The organism is Halorubrum sp. Atlit-26R (assembly GCF_003666015.1).
Lineage (GTDB): Archaea > Halobacteriota > Halobacteria > Halobacteriales > Haloferacaceae > Halorubrum.
In genome coordinates, this window is the sequence record NZ_QPLT01000019.1 from 15,620 (window position 1) to 30,617 (window position 14,998).

Below are 14,998 nucleotides of genomic sequence, written 5' to 3' on the forward strand. Positions count from 1 at the left end.
CATTCCATGAAATCCGGAACAGACACGCCGGCGATTATGCGAGACTCCGGTATAGAGACGGGAAGGTGGGTGACTTACGAAAATGCCGTTCACAACCGATTTCCTTGACGATGGTCGCGTCCTCGAGTGGGAGGCGACCAACGACGGCGCGACCGCGACCGAACGCGACGACTACACGCCCCGTTTCTTCGTCGCAGCACGTGACCCTGACACCGACATCGATCTTACACAACTTCATTCACTATACGAACGGCATCCTGACGTCGTCGCGACCGAGATCGTATCCCGGCGGCCTGGATTCCGTCGTGACGACGAGCGCGCTCTGGCTGTCGACGTCAACCATGTCGAGCGCGTCACACCGCTTGCGCGACAGGCACACCAACTGTCAGCGTACCCCGTTGGAGATCTCGCCTGCTTCAACGTCGATTTCTCACGGGAGTTTCGCTACTGTCTGGAGACGAATCGTGATCCAACGCCGGCGGCGGAACTGTCGACGCTCCGGCTCGGTATTCCAGTGACCGAGACAGGCCAAGACACGTACAGCGAGCTCACAGTTGCCGGGGAGACTGTTACTGGATCATCGGGAGACATCCTCACCACCGTTCAAGCGGCGATCGAGACACACGACCCAGACATCCTCGTCTGCTCAACGAGCGAGATCATCCCGACCCTGTACGAGATGGCGACGGACGCCGGCGTCGATGACTTCTCGTTGAGTCGGTGGCCAGACACCGACTACCAGCAGCTCGCGAGCCGGTCGACGTACTCGAGCTACGGCCGCGTCGGTCACTCGCCGGCGCGGTACAACGTCCCCGGGCGGGCGATCATCGACGAGTCGAACACGTTCTTCTACGGGGAGACGAACCTTGAGGGCGTCCTCGACCTCGTGTCGCGCTCGAACAAGCCCGTCCAGGAGCTTGCGTGGGCGTCGATCGGGAACGTGCTGACGGCGATCCAGATCTGCGAGGCCCACGACCGCGGTGTCCTCGTCCCGTGGAACTCCTGGCGCCACGAGTTCTACAAGCCGATGGGGACGCTCCACGACGCCGACCGTGGCGGCTTCATCTTCGCGCCCGAGGTCGGCATCCACGAGAACGTCCACGAACTCGATTTCTCCTCGTTGTATCCGAACATCATCTGTACCCGAAACGTCTCGCCGGACGTCATCCGGTGTAGCTGCCACAGCGACCGCGACGACGTCCCCGACCTCGGATACTCGATCTGTGACGACCAGGGCTACCTCGTCGACGTGCTACAGCCGATCATCGACGCGCGCGACGAGATCAAGGCGGCCATCCGTCGCGAGAAGGAACGGGACGACCCCGACGAGGACCGGCTGGCGGAACTCGAGGGGCGGTCGGGCGCACTGAAGTGGATCCTCGTCGCCTGCTTCGGCTATCAGGGGTTCAGCAACGCGAAGTTCGGCCGTATCGAGTGCCACGAGGCAATCAACGCGTTCGCTCGCGAAATTCTGCTGACGGCGAAACAGCGGCTGGAAGCCGGCGGCTGGCGGGTCGTCCACGGCATCGTCGACTCCATCTGGGTGACCCCGGACCCTGACGTCGACGACGAGGACCGCGAGGACCTCGAGACGCTCGCGACGGCAATCACGGAAGAGGTCGAGATCCGGCTCGAACACGAAGCCCACTACGACTGGGTGGCGTTCGTGCCGCAGCGCGAGAGCGACGCCGGCGCGTTAACGAAGTACTTCGGGAAGGTCGCCGGCGACGACGACTTCAAGATCAGAGGCATTGAAGCCCGGCAGCGCTCAACCCCGCCGTTCATCGGGGCCGTCCAGCGGGATTGTCTTGATCGGCTCGACGCGACTCGGTCTCCGGATGCCGTCCTCGACTGTCTTCAGGATGCGATCAAGCGGCTCCACGCTGGAACGGTGCCGGTCGAGCAGCTCGTCGAACGGAATCGGGTCTCCAAGCCGCTGGAAGGCTACACGCAGACCACTCAGAACGTGGCGGCGCTGAAGCGGGCTCGAGAGCAGAACCTCGCAATCCACCCGGGACAAGATATCGAGTACGTAGTTGTCGACGACGAGAAGAGTTCGCGAGAGCGAGTCGCGTTGGCCCACGAAGAGGTAGAGTCGTACGATGCGTTGTACTACGAGACGCAACTCGTCAGAGCTGTCGAGAGTGTGCTGGCACCGCTTGGCTGGGATCGGGCGGAGATTCAACAAGAACTCGCAGGGACGCGTGAGCCAGAGCTAACGGAGTTCTGGTGATCGAGTAGCGAATGATTTCAGGAGAGAACCACGGTCACACTCCCTCCCCCCGTCATCGATGTGTAAAACCATGAGAGGAGGGAGGGGGGTGACGAGCGGAGAACGCCGAAAAACGGCGATGAAACCACAAACACGAAGGAGGACGTCTCAGCGGTCGAATCTATATTCTCGTAAGCAATGTATATTGTCTGACGAAGTTTTATACATAGTGCGTTATAACCTAAACCGTACTGGGATTGGATGTGAAGGTTAGGAGAAGTGAAACTTCGACTAACCGAACACGAATGACTCCACCACGCCTCTCGTCTTCATACACGATCTTCCTTGTTTTCAACCGTCTCGTGGTGTCAAACCCGACTTTCGTGATTTGCTTCAAGTGAGTTCCCCCTTCCACCCCCTACTGTTTACACATCGATGATGGGGGGTGGGGGTCACGAGACTTCGTGGCTTGATCTCATTTTCAGTCCGTTAGGAGGATCCGGTTTGGAAGCGGCTGGTTCGTGTTCTCTGACTCACCGATCCCAGTTCAGGACTCTCTCGAATTCTGTCCCGCTCCCATTTCGACTTTACACATCGAACACGGGGGGTGTGTTCTCCATCGAATGCTCCACCGGACCTCACTCCTTATGAAACTCTTTCAGCTGAGCATTCACGACTGAACTGAGGAGTTCTTCCTGCTGGGCTATTCCTTCTAGGCGTGTATCATCGACGATCCGAGTCATCATCGCTTCAGGATCACCCGTGAATGTGAATTCCATATACATTCCGCCGCCTCGTCCGCGGCTTTTCCGAGATGTTGAAATCAACCCGTACGTCGAAAGTTCTTTGACATATTTGACGTACGTCTCACGAGTCATCTGGTCCGCATCGAGTTCGTTCGTGACCCACTGGTAGACTTTGAATCCAACCGGGCTTGGGACGGAGCTTCCCGTCCGACTCGAGTGATACGCAACGGCTGCGGTTGCGTACAGTGAAATCTTCTTTTGTGTCGTAAGCCCTTCAACGAGCTTCAGCGACCGGTCTTTGTCAATCTCTTCCTGAGATTCTCGGACGTGGTCCTCCGTAACCACTTCATCTCGCCGTTCGTCTGCAAGGTCACCGGCACCGCGGAACAGGTCGATCGCCTTCCGTGCGTCACCGTGACTTTGTGCAGCAAATGCCGCTACGAGCGGAATCACATCGTCCTTGAGAGCATTTTGACGGAACGCATCGCGTCGATTTTCGAGAATTTCGCGCAGCTGGTTTGCGTCGTAATCTGGAAAATAGACGTCACGTGGATTGAATGAACTCTCGGCACGCCCGTCGATGTCTTCCATAAACTTTGGATCGTTCGTCAGCGCTGCGACGGACACGCGGCCTTCGATTTCGTTCGTGTTACTTGCCCGCGATAGCTGATAGAGAAGCTTCGAGTATGCGGGTTCGTCGTTTTCGCGCCGGCCGACCAAGAGATCGATCTCGTCGAGAATGAAGATGACCGAATCGTAGTGCTCGTTGATCAGTTCGTACAGACGTCGGTACTTGCGCTTCGTCGAGACGCCGGTCTCTGGAACACCGACTTCAGTACCAACGTCCTGGGCGACAGTTTGGACGAGTTCGTAGACGGCCTGATCGAGCGTATTGATTGGTTGGCAATTGATATCGACAACGCCGAAACGTTCGCCTTTGGATTGACAGAGCTCGATGATTTGTTGCGTGACAGCCCCGATGATGAGTGACTTACCTGTCCCTGCGGGACCGTACAGTAGCATATTCGGCGGCCGATTTCCTTGGAGAGTCGGCTTCAGAAACGAGACGACGGATTCGAGCTGATCGTCACGGCCGACAATTCGCTCCTCGTCGATGATCGTGTCAGGCTCGACGAGGTCCCGGTTGACGAACACCGATGCCTCCCCTTCATCATCGAGCATATCACGGATCGACCGCTGAGCGGTCTCTTCGGTCGACCCTTGATTTTGGCTTGCGTTTTCGGCAGCATCCTCACGGGCGGATTCTAACTGCTGTCCATCCGATGTAGAACTAGTTTCTTCATCAAGGGTGGATTGGTCCGCCCCTTCTTGATCACTACCGGCCATATGCCTGCTGTACGCCGGAGCATTAAAAAGATTAACCTACGTCGATGTTTATCCGTCCTCTGTATCGGATATTTCGCCTGATTTCGGCGTTTTCGCGGCTTGTTAGTTACAACCGACACCGAAGTATATCCGGTGGGAGACCCCCCGTCATCGATGTGTAACGCAAAATCGGCGGCCCTCTTGTGAATTTGCGTATCTGTAATCGGAACTAGTTGTTCCACATCCCGTTATCGAAGTACAAGCCGCACGTCTGACACCCCCCGTCATCGAAGTGTAAACGCAGGGTCGACCATCCCCCCGTCATCGAAGTGGAAATCGGTTCAGTCTCCGTCCCTCTTGATGTTCACCGTTCGAATTTCATTTTGTACACGGGGTGTTCCCGCTCGACTTGTTACTCAATTCATCTCTTACACGGAGTCCAGTACGTCTGTATCACCCCACGGATTGTAGGCCATATTCAATATACAAAACCAGCCTAATAACTCTCTATCGTCGGAATACGGCACATTTACACTTTGTACACGGGGTGTGTGATGAGAACCTATCAGTGGATACACTCGTGATCAGGGGTGTGGTCTGTCTCAAATAGAAAAACCATGCTTCAACTGTGAAACCTGTTCGACTGTTGGTGTGTAAAAACGGCTCTATCGACTATTAACGGCTCAATCTAATCTCAAATTCTTTCTCGTTCCTACTGTTTTCACTCTGGACGAGGGGTGTGTAGTCACCACTTTTCCAAGTACCCAAAATCAAATAGCACACGGGGTGTGAGAAATCGATAATCGGATGTATTGACCCCTCATTCGTCCGGATTGACTAGCCCTTTATATTTGGACGTGACCTTGTCCCCCTCTCTCCACTGCCAGTAGTAGTAGCGGTTGTCGTTAATCTCCTTGATCGTGATCGTGGCCTTCGCCGGGACGTCGTCCGGCAGATCGTCGGGACGTTCTTCGATTTCGCTTTCATCTGAATCCTCTTCGAGACGTGCCTCGCGAGCTTTGTGCTCAGCTAGATCTTCAGCGTATCGGGCAACGTGCTGGAGCTGCTCAGAAGAGGACTCGTTGAGCGTATTGACGAGGTCTGTCGGGAGTTCCGCCGGCGGCGTCGGTGGCTCGTAGGACATCAGCGGTCGCCTCGTATTAACCAACAAAGCGCGTATTGGCATAGATTTGTTGGTTAATAAGATACCGGCCCGTCACGGGCTGAAGAGTATGAATAGCAAACTATTCGGGAATAGAACGTTACATTAGATGTCGTCGGGACGGGGCGCGTTCTCGTACTTGACCACCTTCTCGGGCTTGTCGGAGATGGTCTCGTAGATCTGCTGAAGCGTCTCTTCAGCGGCGAGCAGGTTGTGTTCTTCCAGGAACTCCCGACCCTCTTTGGTGAGTCCGTAGAACTTCCAGGAGTAACCCTGTCAGCGCTGGTCGCCGTCCAGGGCGAGCTCCTTCACGATGCCCTCATCGATCAGCTTCTGGATGTGCTTGTAGACAGTGGCGTCACTCACGCTGGGGTTGAGCTCCTCGAGTTCGTACATCGAGGGGAGCTGGTCAGGATGCTGGAGGATGTTGTTGATCAGCGCGAACCGCGTCTGTTGGGTGACGAAGTGGACGAGTTCGCGTTGTGTCGTGTCGTCCTCATCGCCCAGACTGGCGCCCATTGCTGTCTGTTCGACTGAGAGTGACAAAGTAGTTTACCTTAGAGTTAACTACGAAGATCCAATCTGCTTAACCAACAATATCTTCCTATCGTCTCCTGTGTTGGTTAATAGAACCGACCATCTCCCCACGACTGATAGAGACGCATTCACTACCTTGGTTCCCCGCAGATACACTCGTGTCCCTGTCGGGATCGCCCAGTAACGTACGCATGAATCTCGGTGGCGAGGTCGTACATCGCGTCTGTACGCGCTGCTGAGGCGAGCCCATCCTGATAGTACGTTTTTCCCCGGTGGTCGCGCCAGAGATCTGCGAGATCAGCCGCCATCGATTCGTCGAACACACCGACTGCTGCCGCCTCTCGGTAGACACCAGGATGTGTGCCGGGGAGATCATCCGGCTGTATCGTGCCACGTTCGAGAAGCCGGAATTCCACGGTCCGTTCAATAGCGACGAACGACGCTTCGATGACGAGCGTGTAGTAGCTGGCATCCTGTAGTGCCTCGGCGCCGGCGAGTAAGCGACAGGCCTTCCGTAGCTGGAGGAGAGCGGCATCCTCGACATCAAGCCCGGCTTCGATATCTGTTGGGCGGCGGTCGAACGCGGCTTGGACGTTGTCGATGAGGTGTTCGATTCGCGTACTACTCATCGGCGACGACCTCCTTTCGGAGTGAGTCAAGGTGGTCGCTCCCATACACTGTAATGCCCTCTCCAAAGATATCATGGAGTTTTGACCCGGCTCTACGTGCGCTCTCGGCGGATTCAACATACGGTTCGAACACGAATCGGTCACCGTCGAAGCGCTCTGATTGGAGATCTGCGACGACGTCGGTGATCTGTCGGCGGGCTGTCGTCCGGTCGCCATCGACGACGACAAAACAATCGATGTCACTTTGCCGGTCAGCCTCGCCCCGGGCGACACTCCCGAAAATAACGATTCCGAGGAGGGCATCGACATCATCGGCGTTAGTGAGCGTGGCCTGTACGCGAGCAACGAATGCCCGGATCGGTGTATGGAACTCTGACTGCGGAATGGCAAGTACCGGATCGTCCTTCTGGAGGCGGTCGGGGTCGATCGCGATGTGGTTTCGTTGTGGCGTCTCTCGAATTCGGATGGCCCCGATACTGTCGAGCAGGTTCACAGCTCGCCAGGCCGTTGAGTGGGTGACACCTGTGGCGTCGACAAGTTCAGGAATCGTGAACTACCCTACCCTACTCAGCCACAGGTGTGGCTTCGTTGAGGGTGGGGCTTCCTGTTTCCACGACGCGCTTTGCAGACACCGAATGGGTGTCCGTAGGGAACGCAGTCTCCACAGGCGTATCTTCGGGCCATCCCAGCCCTAGCTCAGAAAACCCTCTCTGCAAGATGTTCATCGCCGCGTTCGCGTCACGGTCACACTCAAATCCACAACTGGGACACGAGTGGTCTCGTACCCAGATGGGTTTTGCTGTTTCCACCCCACACGTCGCACACTCTTTTGTCGTTCCTGCTGCGTCGACTTGTACGACGTGTGTCCCGTACAGCTCACCCTTGTATTCGAGCAAGGTGATAAACTGTCGCCACGCAGCGTCTTGCTTGTTCCGCGCGTTCCCATCGCCTTGAAGCATCCCAGTGACGTTCAGGTCTTCTACGAACACCGCATCGTACTCTGTGACGAGCCACGTCGTGAGCTTGTGCTGGTAGTCCAGCACCTTCTGGCGGATGTGGCGTTTGACCTTTGCAACTGTTTGGCGCTGATTCTCGTAGTTGTTTGACCCGTATTCCTTCCGTGAGAGCTTTCGCTGCTCTCGACGGAGACGAGCGTACTCGTCTTCCAACTCAAGCCAGTCCACGGTCGTGCCGTCCGATGTGTAGATGTAGTTCAGAATGCCAAGGTCAATCCCGATACTGTTGCTCGTATCGAGCGTCTCCACGTCGGGTTTTCCAGGCAGATCTGCCGTGTCAGTTTCGAGGCCGAAGGAGACGAACCACTTGCCGGTCGTTTCCTGTTTCACCGTGACTTCTTTGATGGTTGCCTGGTCGGGGATTTCGCGATGGTAGCGGATCTCGATATCTCCGATTTTGGAGAGCCAGAGTGTCGCGGTGCGGCCACTCGTATTTTTGAGCTCGAAGCCGGACTGCGAGTACGTCATGCTTTGGTAGTCTCTGGGTGATTTCCACGTGAGTTTCCCGACCGTGTTCCCATTTTGCTTCTGTTCGGAGAGTCCGGTGAGGTTCTGATAGAACCGCGTGACGGTTCGTTGGAGAGCCTTCGAATTGACGTCCGAGAAGACGGGAAACTCGTCTTTCCAGTCGGGAAGTCGGGAGTGGTGCTTGTACGCAGAGCTGATGTCGTCGGCGTCTGTGTTTTCGTACTCGTACAGAGTGTAGTTGTACGCTTGACGATGAACATCGATGTGGTAGTCAAGCCGCTCCGCTACCTCTTGTGTTGGGTAGGCGTGGTAGCGGTGACTGTACTCCATCGCTGTCTCGTGATTAGAAATATGTCGATTTAATGGTTTGTATTGGTGTGCGGCGATTCATCCCCTCCCTACTCGGTCGCGATACTCGCTCGTGGAGAAAGGGGCATTCTCGCCTCAATTTTGGTAAACTCCGTCTCGTGGGCGTCGACGAGTAGCCGGAAGATGTCGTCTGCGGCACCGATACGAAAAATATCGGTGTCCTGGTCGGGATACGCATCGATACAGACCGTTATATCCTGTTTAGCCATTTCAGACACTATCTGATTTTGCGCAACAAGGTTTAAATGAATAGCGGCGCCACGCAGGTAGGCATTCTACCACTCCCCGGGCGATCCGGCTAGGGCTCCGTCGGCTCCAGCATGGCTGGCTCGACGTTGATTCGGAGGCGATACGTACCGTCGGTCGATCCGGTGTCGGGTCGCGTGGGGTCTAGCAGGGAGTACCCACTCGTGAACGACGCGACGAGTTCCCCGCGGCCGGGGAGGTCGATGCCGAGCTGGTCGGCGAGGTAGACGATCCGCTTGGTCGCAGCGCCGTTGTCGAGGCGTTCGAGGTACTCGCTGACGGTGTCCCAGTCGCAGCCCCGGTCGTCGGCGGTGCGCATCGCGGTTGCGAGTTTTCGAAGGCCACCACAGAACTCGGGGTGGTCCGCACAGTCGACCAGCGTCTTCTCCAGGTCGCTGACCTGAACGGTTGTGCCCTCGATCGATGTCGGCTCAAAGCCGAAGAATTTCTGCTCGGTGACTGTCGTGACGCGGTACGGGACACCGTGGATCTCTCGGCTTTGCGCTCGGGTCGGCGTGACGACGTACACCGTCCGGGGAACCTGTTCGGTCAGCCCGTGGTGGCTGAGGGCGCTGTAGTAGCCGATGTACATTGGCTCGGCGACGTGGGCGGCGATGAGGTACTCGTGGGTGGTGTACACGGCTTCCTCGCCGGCTGTGAGTGGAATGATGAGATACGTACCCGGGAAGAGCCGGTCGAGCCAGCCCTTCTCGGTGAGTCGGGAGGCGATCTCGCGGGCGGTATTTGGGGGGACCTCCAGCGTCGTCTCGATGTCGTCGACGGAGATGATCTGGTGACCCGCGCCAGCGAGTCGTGCAAGGAGTCGACTTTCTCGAGTCGAGAGACCCTGGCGTATATTTTGTGTTTGCTCTATGGTTCCCACACCTGCGTTTCTCACATAGAGTATAAACATGGGCCTGCTTTAGCCTTGCGACTGCTGCGGACGGCGGAGACGAGCTGACTTAACCAACGAAATTGGGGGCGTAGAATCGAGTATTGGTTAAACACTCAGACGCCGTCTTCGAGAGCGTCGATGATCTCTTCTGCCGTGTTGCTGATCCGGCCCAGGCGCTCGCGAACGACCTCGGGGTCGTCCGACTCCCACGCGGCGAGGTAGAACACTGACCCGCTCGTGTCGAGCCCGTAGTAACGGCCGACGACGTAGGCGACGGCTTCGGCCTCGACTTCGCGTTTCGCCCGCTCGGTGTCGTCGTCGACGGCACGCGGCGCGCGATCATCGTCGAGTACAAGCACACGGGGACGGTCGGGCGGCCAGTCGTCCAGAAGCTCCACTTGGCGATCGCGACCTTCGACTTCGACGGCCCGAAGCGCGGGATGGTCGTCACCACGAGTCGGTTCACGGGTCCAGCCGAGGAGTACGCCGACCGCCTCCAGCAGAACGACGATCCGCACCCGATCGAGCTGCTCGACGGCGAGGACCTCCGGGAGGTCGCCGACGAGATCGGCCTCGATCTCTACAACGGTCGCATCAAGATTCTCTGCGACGAGACGCTCCGCCCGTATGACCGGCCGCCGACGTCGACGCGCCAGTCACGGAGGCGTTCCGGGACATCGAGAACATCGAGGCCGCCGACCTCCCAGAACCACATTCGGCGGTGACGTTCCGTCCGGTAGTCGCGGTCATCGCGGACACGAACGCCGTCTTCGAGACGTCGGTGGGCGTCATCCACCGGATCAACGACCGGACGCGATTCGTTGCCCACGCCGAACGCGGGCAGCCGCAGGGAATTCCCTATCGGGTATTCGGCTCGAAGCCAGCGGCTGTAGGAGCGCTGAGTCTCTTGAGCCCAGACAGCAGCGTTTCCTCCCTCACGTTTCGTGTATAGCATATCTCTAAGCCAGCCTGCTGAAGAGCCTGATTCCAACAAAAAAGAATATCAACATCAAACTTGATTTACATGTGTGCCAGTAGTTGCTTGCCCCTTCTGTGGAAAAAATGTGAATACAACGATGTCAAGTACTGGTTTTGTGAATAAAAATGAACCAGATGATGACAAAATGTGGTTAAGTTTAGATTGTCCGGAAGGCCACACGTTTTGGTTTTTGCCAAGAGGACAAGAGTCAGATTCAGATTCTGACGGGGGGACTATGACAAAAGTAGGGGATAACAGGTACGAATGGCGTCCTGAGTAAGTCGTCAGCATACTAGAGGGAGATTGATATCGATACCAGTGGGCACGTCATCCGTCTTTAGTTAAGCCTCACACTTCGGTTGTGTAGCAGTAGCGAGCGTCTCTTGTAAGATTGGTCGTTACTTGTTGTGATCGATATACTCGGCTTCCCATTCTACCCGTGCTTCGATTTCCCGAGTGCCTCGACGAGTGGTGGTGTACTCGTTGGTCCGCCGATCACGCTGACTTTTCTCGACAAGTCCCTTCTCAACGAGCGTGTCGAGATTCGGATAGAGGCGGCCGTGATGGATCTCTTTTTCGTAATAATCCTCGAGTTCGTCTTTGATCGCGAGCCCGTGGGGATCATCAAGACCGGCGATCACGTACAGTAAGTCGCGCTGAAAGCCAGTGAGGTCATACATACCTTGGGTTTCACATTCAAGTTTTGAAATACTATTGATTCCAAAGTGGCTGGTTACTGTCATGATGGTCGGACCAGGGTTGCTAAGACGTTTAACCTATATGGTATTTACGCACCCGATCTCGTGCAATATACATCGAAACGGCTTTGTTGAAATCCTATTCTTCGGATATAAACCGGGATGAAACACCCGGTCGTTAAATGGTGCGACCTATTCTATTTTCTACCACAGAAACACCCATCAGGAGTTAATAAGTATTGAGCAACAACAGTAGGGTATGGAAAAGCATCCGCAACCGCAACGAGGAACAAACGGAGATGTGGTCTGGCACCGAGTGGGTGCATTCTTGATCGACTCGATTCTCATGGGGCTCATCTGGGGTCCCGTTGTACTCGTCGGGGCGGCCCTCGGCGATATCGGTTTCCTCGTGCTGGCGTCCGTGGGGCTGGCCGCAACATTAGTGTACGGTTTTCTACTTGAGGGACTGTACGGTTACACGCCGGGGAAATACCTACTTGGCCTGGTCGTTATCAAGTCCGACGGGTCAAACTGCTCGATCGGCGCGTCAATACTACGGAACCTGCTGTGGGTCGTTGATGCACTCCCGACGTTCAACCTCATCGCAATAGGATCTATACTGCTTACAGACGACAACCAACGGGTCGGCGACCTCGTTGCAGATACCGTCGTCGTCAAGCAACAGGAAGGGCCTTAGCGCCTCAATTCAGGTAATCAGAGCGAATCCTCTCTGTTCGCCCTGTACTGACCACACTCCGGTCAGAATGTATCACTTCCTAAGGATTTCAACAGAGCCACTTACGCAAATGTCGTTCACAATCGATTTCCTTAACGATGATCGCGTCCTAGAATGAGAAGCGACCAACGGCGGCGCGACCGCAACCGAACGCGACGACTACACACCTCGTTTCTACGTCGCACCACGTGCCCTGACACTGACACCTATCCCACACCACTTCGCTTACAATACGAACAACACCCCATCGAACGGTGGTCTGTGAAAGGTAGTGACGGATTCATCCCCGGGGTAAAGCGCGAGGCTTTCTCCTCGATTCTCCGTAACCGAGACCAGCCAAGACACGTACAGCGAGCGCACAATTGCCGGCGAGACTGTCGCACAGAGCGGTACTCGGGCGTCCCTCGCGACCGCGGAGAATTGCCTCTAATGGTTATTAGCGTGTCGCCACGTTCTCCCGCTACCGAGCGCTAGCGTCACTTCGCGGGCGTCACTGCGAACAGTGCGGCGTGCTCGATAGCGATGCGACTCAGGATGGTGATGGTGTTGATCATCAGGTGGCATCACAAATTATTCAATAACCTACCCACAATCTGGCGATCGGGACCATAGGTCCCTGATGGGAGCGGGTTTAGTCAGCCCACGTCACAGACCAACTCCCGGACACGCCGCTCTCGATCCATACCCGTCGGCCCACCCAACCCCGACGTGAGGGCGGCGCAGCGCGGAGCCGGCTGACATGCCCGGCTCCGCGTTCTTCGATGATAGAGATACGAGCGCATACTCCCGCCTTCCCGTGAGCGACGAGTGTTCCGACGCTCTGTCGGAACCGAGGAGCGAACAGGCGGGGGTCGAGCGGACAGCATAGTGTGATAGTCTATCGTTCTATTGTATGGCCGGATTTCCCACGGTTTCCGCAAGATATTTGCCATAACATAACCATAGTGTGTAACACGGATAAAGACCACACGGCACGCAACCTACAACCTCAACTACCACCTCGTGTGGATTCCGAAGTACCGCCAATCGGTACTGACGGAGCAGGTTGCCGACCGTGTGCGAACCATCCTCCACGAAATTGCCGACGAGAAGGGCTTGGACATTCAAAACCTGACCGTTCAGCCCGACCACGTTCATCTGTTCGTCAGTAGCCCGCCAAAACACAGTCCGGCACTGCTCGCCAACTGGTTCAAGGGTATTTCCTCACGGAAGTACAACCACCGCTACGCCGACCACGACGGCGAGAAAATCCGGTGGGCACGCGGCTACTACGCCGGAACAGCCGGGCACGTCTCCAGCGAAACTGTCGAGAACTACATCGACCAGCACAAGGAGGCAGAAGCGTGACCGAAGTCACGAAAACGCTTGAACTGAAGCTTGTGGACCCGAATGTCCACAAGCGACAGAAGCTTCGTGAGACGCGGGACGCCTACCAGAACGCGCTTCAGGCCGCCTTCGCCGCTGGCTGTGACACACAGTCAGCGGCCAATGACGTCGTTGTCGAGTACGACCTGAGCGGCTACGCGAAAAACGCCCTCAAAAAGTACGTCCCCCAACTCTGTGGGAACAGCTACGACGCAAACGAGATTCACGACGACCACCCGGTGCGGTTCACAAACGAGGGCCTGCAACTCGACCACCAGCCACAGAACGCTATCGAGTGGTACGTCAAAATCCCGCACCACGAGGATTACCGCCTCTGGATACCGGCACGCGCCAATCCCGAACAGCGGGATTGGCTTGAAGCGTTAGACGCAGACGACGCTGAGATGGGTGAAAGTCGGCTGTTTGAGCGGAAAGGGACGTGGTATCTCCACGTCACCGCAACCCGCGACGTGGAGGACAAATCTGAGGCGTCCGCCGACGAGCGGACGCCGATTGGTGTGGACATCGGTGAAGCGAGTCTCGTCACGGTGTGTCACCGCGACGGCTCTGGTTCTCCGGTTCGCCCCCGCCTGTGGGCCGGCGACGGCAAAGCCGTTCGTCGGCTCCGCAAAACCTACTTCACGGCCAAGAGACGCCTTCAGAAGCGTGGAAGTGAGCGAATCGCAGACTCGTTCGGTGACGCACTGTGGAACCAGATTGACGATGTGTTCCACCGTGTGACCCGCGAGGTCGTGGAGTACGCCGAGTCCGTCGAGAACCTAGTGCTGGTGCTGGAAGACCTGACGTACATCCGCGAGAACATGGACTATGGCGAGTACATGAATCGGCGGTTGCACGGGTGGGGCTTTGCGAAGCTCCACGCACAGATTCGCTACAAAGCCGCCGAGAAGGGGATTCCCGTCGAGACGGTGAATCCCCGGAACACGTCGAAGGCGTGCCACGCCTGCGGTGAACACGGCTACCGGCCACGACAGGCGACGTTCAGATGCTCGAACGGCGGCTGTTGGGTCGGTGAGTATCAAGCCGACGTGAACGGGGCGATAAACATTGCAGATCGCTACCGTAGTGGAGAGAGTCACCGCCGAAGTGACCGGGCTTCCGGTCAGAAGGCTGGTGCCGATGACTCGGCTACGGATGGGGCCTCTTTGACCGGGCCACAAGACAGCCAAGCCGATGCTGAAACCCAGCAGACGACGCTTGGAACGTATGCGTCTTGAAACCAACAGGCCGCTTCGCTCGGCCTGAAATCCCGTGGTGGGATTCCTCCGCGTTCACGCGGAGGAGGAGGTCAATCCTGACCCCTTGTGCGGATGATGTGTCTCAGCCGAGATCAAAAATAATTTCAAGAGTCTTCTCACAATGGGACAGTAGGGACAATTGGTCCCTGATGAGAGCGAGATTGCTCCCTTCGCTCTCGTTCGATCTGCCCTCCCCCCATCCATTCGCCTGCCCGCGATTACAAGGGTAGATCAACGCGATCCGGGCTGCCATCCCCGGTATCGCATTCTGATCTGATCGACTCTGTTGAAATCCTCAATTGGTGGTATGTTCTTGGAGACGTCCTGAATACAGAGCGCGAATGTGGAACGAACC

At 56.6% G+C, this 14,998-nt stretch carries 11 protein-coding genes and 4 pseudogenes; 5 read left to right on the plus strand and 10 right to left on the minus strand.

Annotated elements, in window-relative coordinates; all coding sequences use genetic code 11:
- Window positions 1-82: 82 nt before the first annotated feature.
- A complete protein-coding gene (locus DVK07_RS16565; RefSeq protein WP_121598059.1) occupies window positions 83-2,233 on the plus strand; it encodes a type B DNA-directed DNA polymerase in 2,151 nt (716 codons plus the stop codon).
- Between the two features lie 617 nt (window positions 2,234-2,850).
- On the opposite strand, the gene DVK07_RS16570 is transcribed toward DVK07_RS16565, so the two are convergent.
- The 9 genes and pseudogenes from DVK07_RS16570 to DVK07_RS16610 all read right to left on the minus strand — a co-directional run bounded on the left by DVK07_RS16570 (window position 2,851) and on the right by DVK07_RS16610 (window position 10,004).
- Window positions 2,851-4,305: an orc1/cdc6 family replication initiation protein gene (locus DVK07_RS16570; protein WP_121598060.1), complete on the minus strand. Its 1,455-nt coding sequence runs from the start codon at window positions 4,303-4,305 to the stop codon at window positions 2,851-2,853.
- A gap of 799 nt (window positions 4,306-5,104) precedes the next feature.
- The gene (locus DVK07_RS16575; protein WP_121598061.1) at window positions 5,105-5,428 is read right to left on the minus strand and encodes a hypothetical protein; all 324 of its coding nucleotides are present in this window, start codon (window positions 5,426-5,428) and stop codon (window positions 5,105-5,107) included.
- Between the two features lie 123 nt (window positions 5,429-5,551).
- A pseudogene (locus DVK07_RS16580) lies at window positions 5,552-5,965 on the minus strand (PadR family transcriptional regulator).
- A 149-nt stretch (window positions 5,966-6,114) separates the two neighbouring features.
- Complete coding sequence (locus tag DVK07_RS16585; RefSeq protein WP_121598062.1) at window positions 6,115-6,612, minus strand: hypothetical protein; 498 nt, start codon at window positions 6,610-6,612, stop codon at window positions 6,115-6,117.
- A pseudogene (locus DVK07_RS16590) lies at window positions 6,605-7,165 on the minus strand (nucleotidyltransferase domain-containing protein); the annotation flags it as partial. The gene DVK07_RS16585 and the pseudogene DVK07_RS16590, both read right to left, overlap by 8 nt.
- A gap of 10 nt (window positions 7,166-7,175) precedes the next feature.
- On the minus strand, window positions 7,176-8,426 hold the full coding sequence (locus tag DVK07_RS16595) for an RNA-guided endonuclease TnpB family protein (RefSeq protein ID WP_121598064.1): 1,251 nt from the start codon (window positions 8,424-8,426) through the stop codon (window positions 7,176-7,178).
- A 122-nt stretch (window positions 8,427-8,548) separates the two neighbouring features.
- A pseudogene (locus DVK07_RS16600) lies at window positions 8,549-8,674 on the minus strand (DNA polymerase subunit beta); the annotation flags it as partial.
- A gap of 89 nt (window positions 8,675-8,763) precedes the next feature.
- Window positions 8,764-9,594, minus strand: a complete 831-nt coding sequence (locus DVK07_RS16605; RefSeq protein ID WP_121598065.1) for a type IV toxin-antitoxin system AbiEi family antitoxin — start codon at window positions 9,592-9,594, stop codon at window positions 8,764-8,766.
- 125 nt (window positions 9,595-9,719) lie between these two features.
- Complete coding sequence (locus DVK07_RS16610) at window positions 9,720-10,004, minus strand: hypothetical protein (RefSeq protein WP_394338889.1); 285 nt, start codon at window positions 10,002-10,004, stop codon at window positions 9,720-9,722.
- Here DVK07_RS16610 and DVK07_RS16615 point away from each other — a divergent pair.
- A pseudogene (locus DVK07_RS16615) lies at window positions 9,921-10,456 on the plus strand (restriction endonuclease); the annotation flags it as partial. The gene DVK07_RS16610 and the pseudogene DVK07_RS16615 sit on opposite strands and share 84 nt — an antisense overlap.
- A gap of 527 nt (window positions 10,457-10,983) precedes the next feature.
- Here the strand turns inward: DVK07_RS16615 and DVK07_RS16620 are convergent.
- Window positions 10,984-11,265, minus strand: coding sequence for a helix-turn-helix transcriptional regulator (locus DVK07_RS16620; RefSeq protein ID WP_121598066.1), 282 nt, complete (start codon window positions 11,263-11,265; stop codon window positions 10,984-10,986).
- A gap of 277 nt (window positions 11,266-11,542) precedes the next feature.
- Here DVK07_RS16620 and DVK07_RS16625 point away from each other — a divergent pair, with 277 nt between their 5' ends.
- The 3 genes from DVK07_RS16625 to DVK07_RS16635 all read left to right on the plus strand — a co-directional run bounded on the left by DVK07_RS16625 (window position 11,543) and on the right by DVK07_RS16635 (window position 14,622).
- Window positions 11,543-11,980 (plus strand): RDD family protein, encoded by a 438-nt coding sequence (locus DVK07_RS16625; protein WP_121598067.1) that lies wholly within the window; start codon window positions 11,543-11,545, stop codon window positions 11,978-11,980.
- A gap of 996 nt (window positions 11,981-12,976) precedes the next feature.
- Window positions 12,977-13,366 (plus strand): IS200/IS605 family transposase, encoded by a 390-nt coding sequence (gene tnpA / locus DVK07_RS16630; protein ID WP_121598068.1) that lies wholly within the window; start codon window positions 12,977-12,979, stop codon window positions 13,364-13,366.
- Window positions 13,363-14,622: an RNA-guided endonuclease TnpB family protein gene (locus DVK07_RS16635; protein WP_121598069.1), complete on the plus strand. Its 1,260-nt coding sequence runs from the start codon at window positions 13,363-13,365 to the stop codon at window positions 14,620-14,622. The genes tnpA and DVK07_RS16635 overlap by 4 nt, the downstream gene beginning before the upstream one ends.
- Window positions 14,623-14,998 lie beyond the last annotated feature (376 nt).

Excerpts from the sequence above, each read along its gene's own strand:
- DVK07_RS16575 (WP_121598061.1), bottom strand. The coding sequence starts at position 5,428 with ATGTCCTACGAGCCACCGACGCCGCCGGCGGAACTCCCGACAGACCTC.
- DVK07_RS16565 (WP_121598059.1), top strand. The coding sequence starts at position 83 with ATGCCGTTCACAACCGATTTCCTTGACGATGGTCGCGTCCTCGAGTGG.
- DVK07_RS16570 (WP_121598060.1), bottom strand. The coding sequence starts at position 4,305 with ATGGCCGGTAGTGATCAAGAAGGGGCGGACCAATCCACCCTTGATGAA.
- DVK07_RS16625 (WP_121598067.1), top strand. The coding sequence starts at position 11,543 with ATGGAAAAGCATCCGCAACCGCAACGAGGAACAAACGGAGATGTGGTC.
- DVK07_RS16595 (WP_121598064.1), bottom strand. The coding sequence starts at position 8,426 with ATGGAGTACAGTCACCGCTACCACGCCTACCCAACACAAGAGGTAGCG.
- DVK07_RS16620 (WP_121598066.1), bottom strand. The coding sequence starts at position 11,265 with ATGTATGACCTCACTGGCTTTCAGCGCGACTTACTGTACGTGATCGCC.
- DVK07_RS16585 (WP_121598062.1), bottom strand. The coding sequence starts at position 6,612 with ATGAGTAGTACGCGAATCGAACACCTCATCGACAACGTCCAAGCCGCG.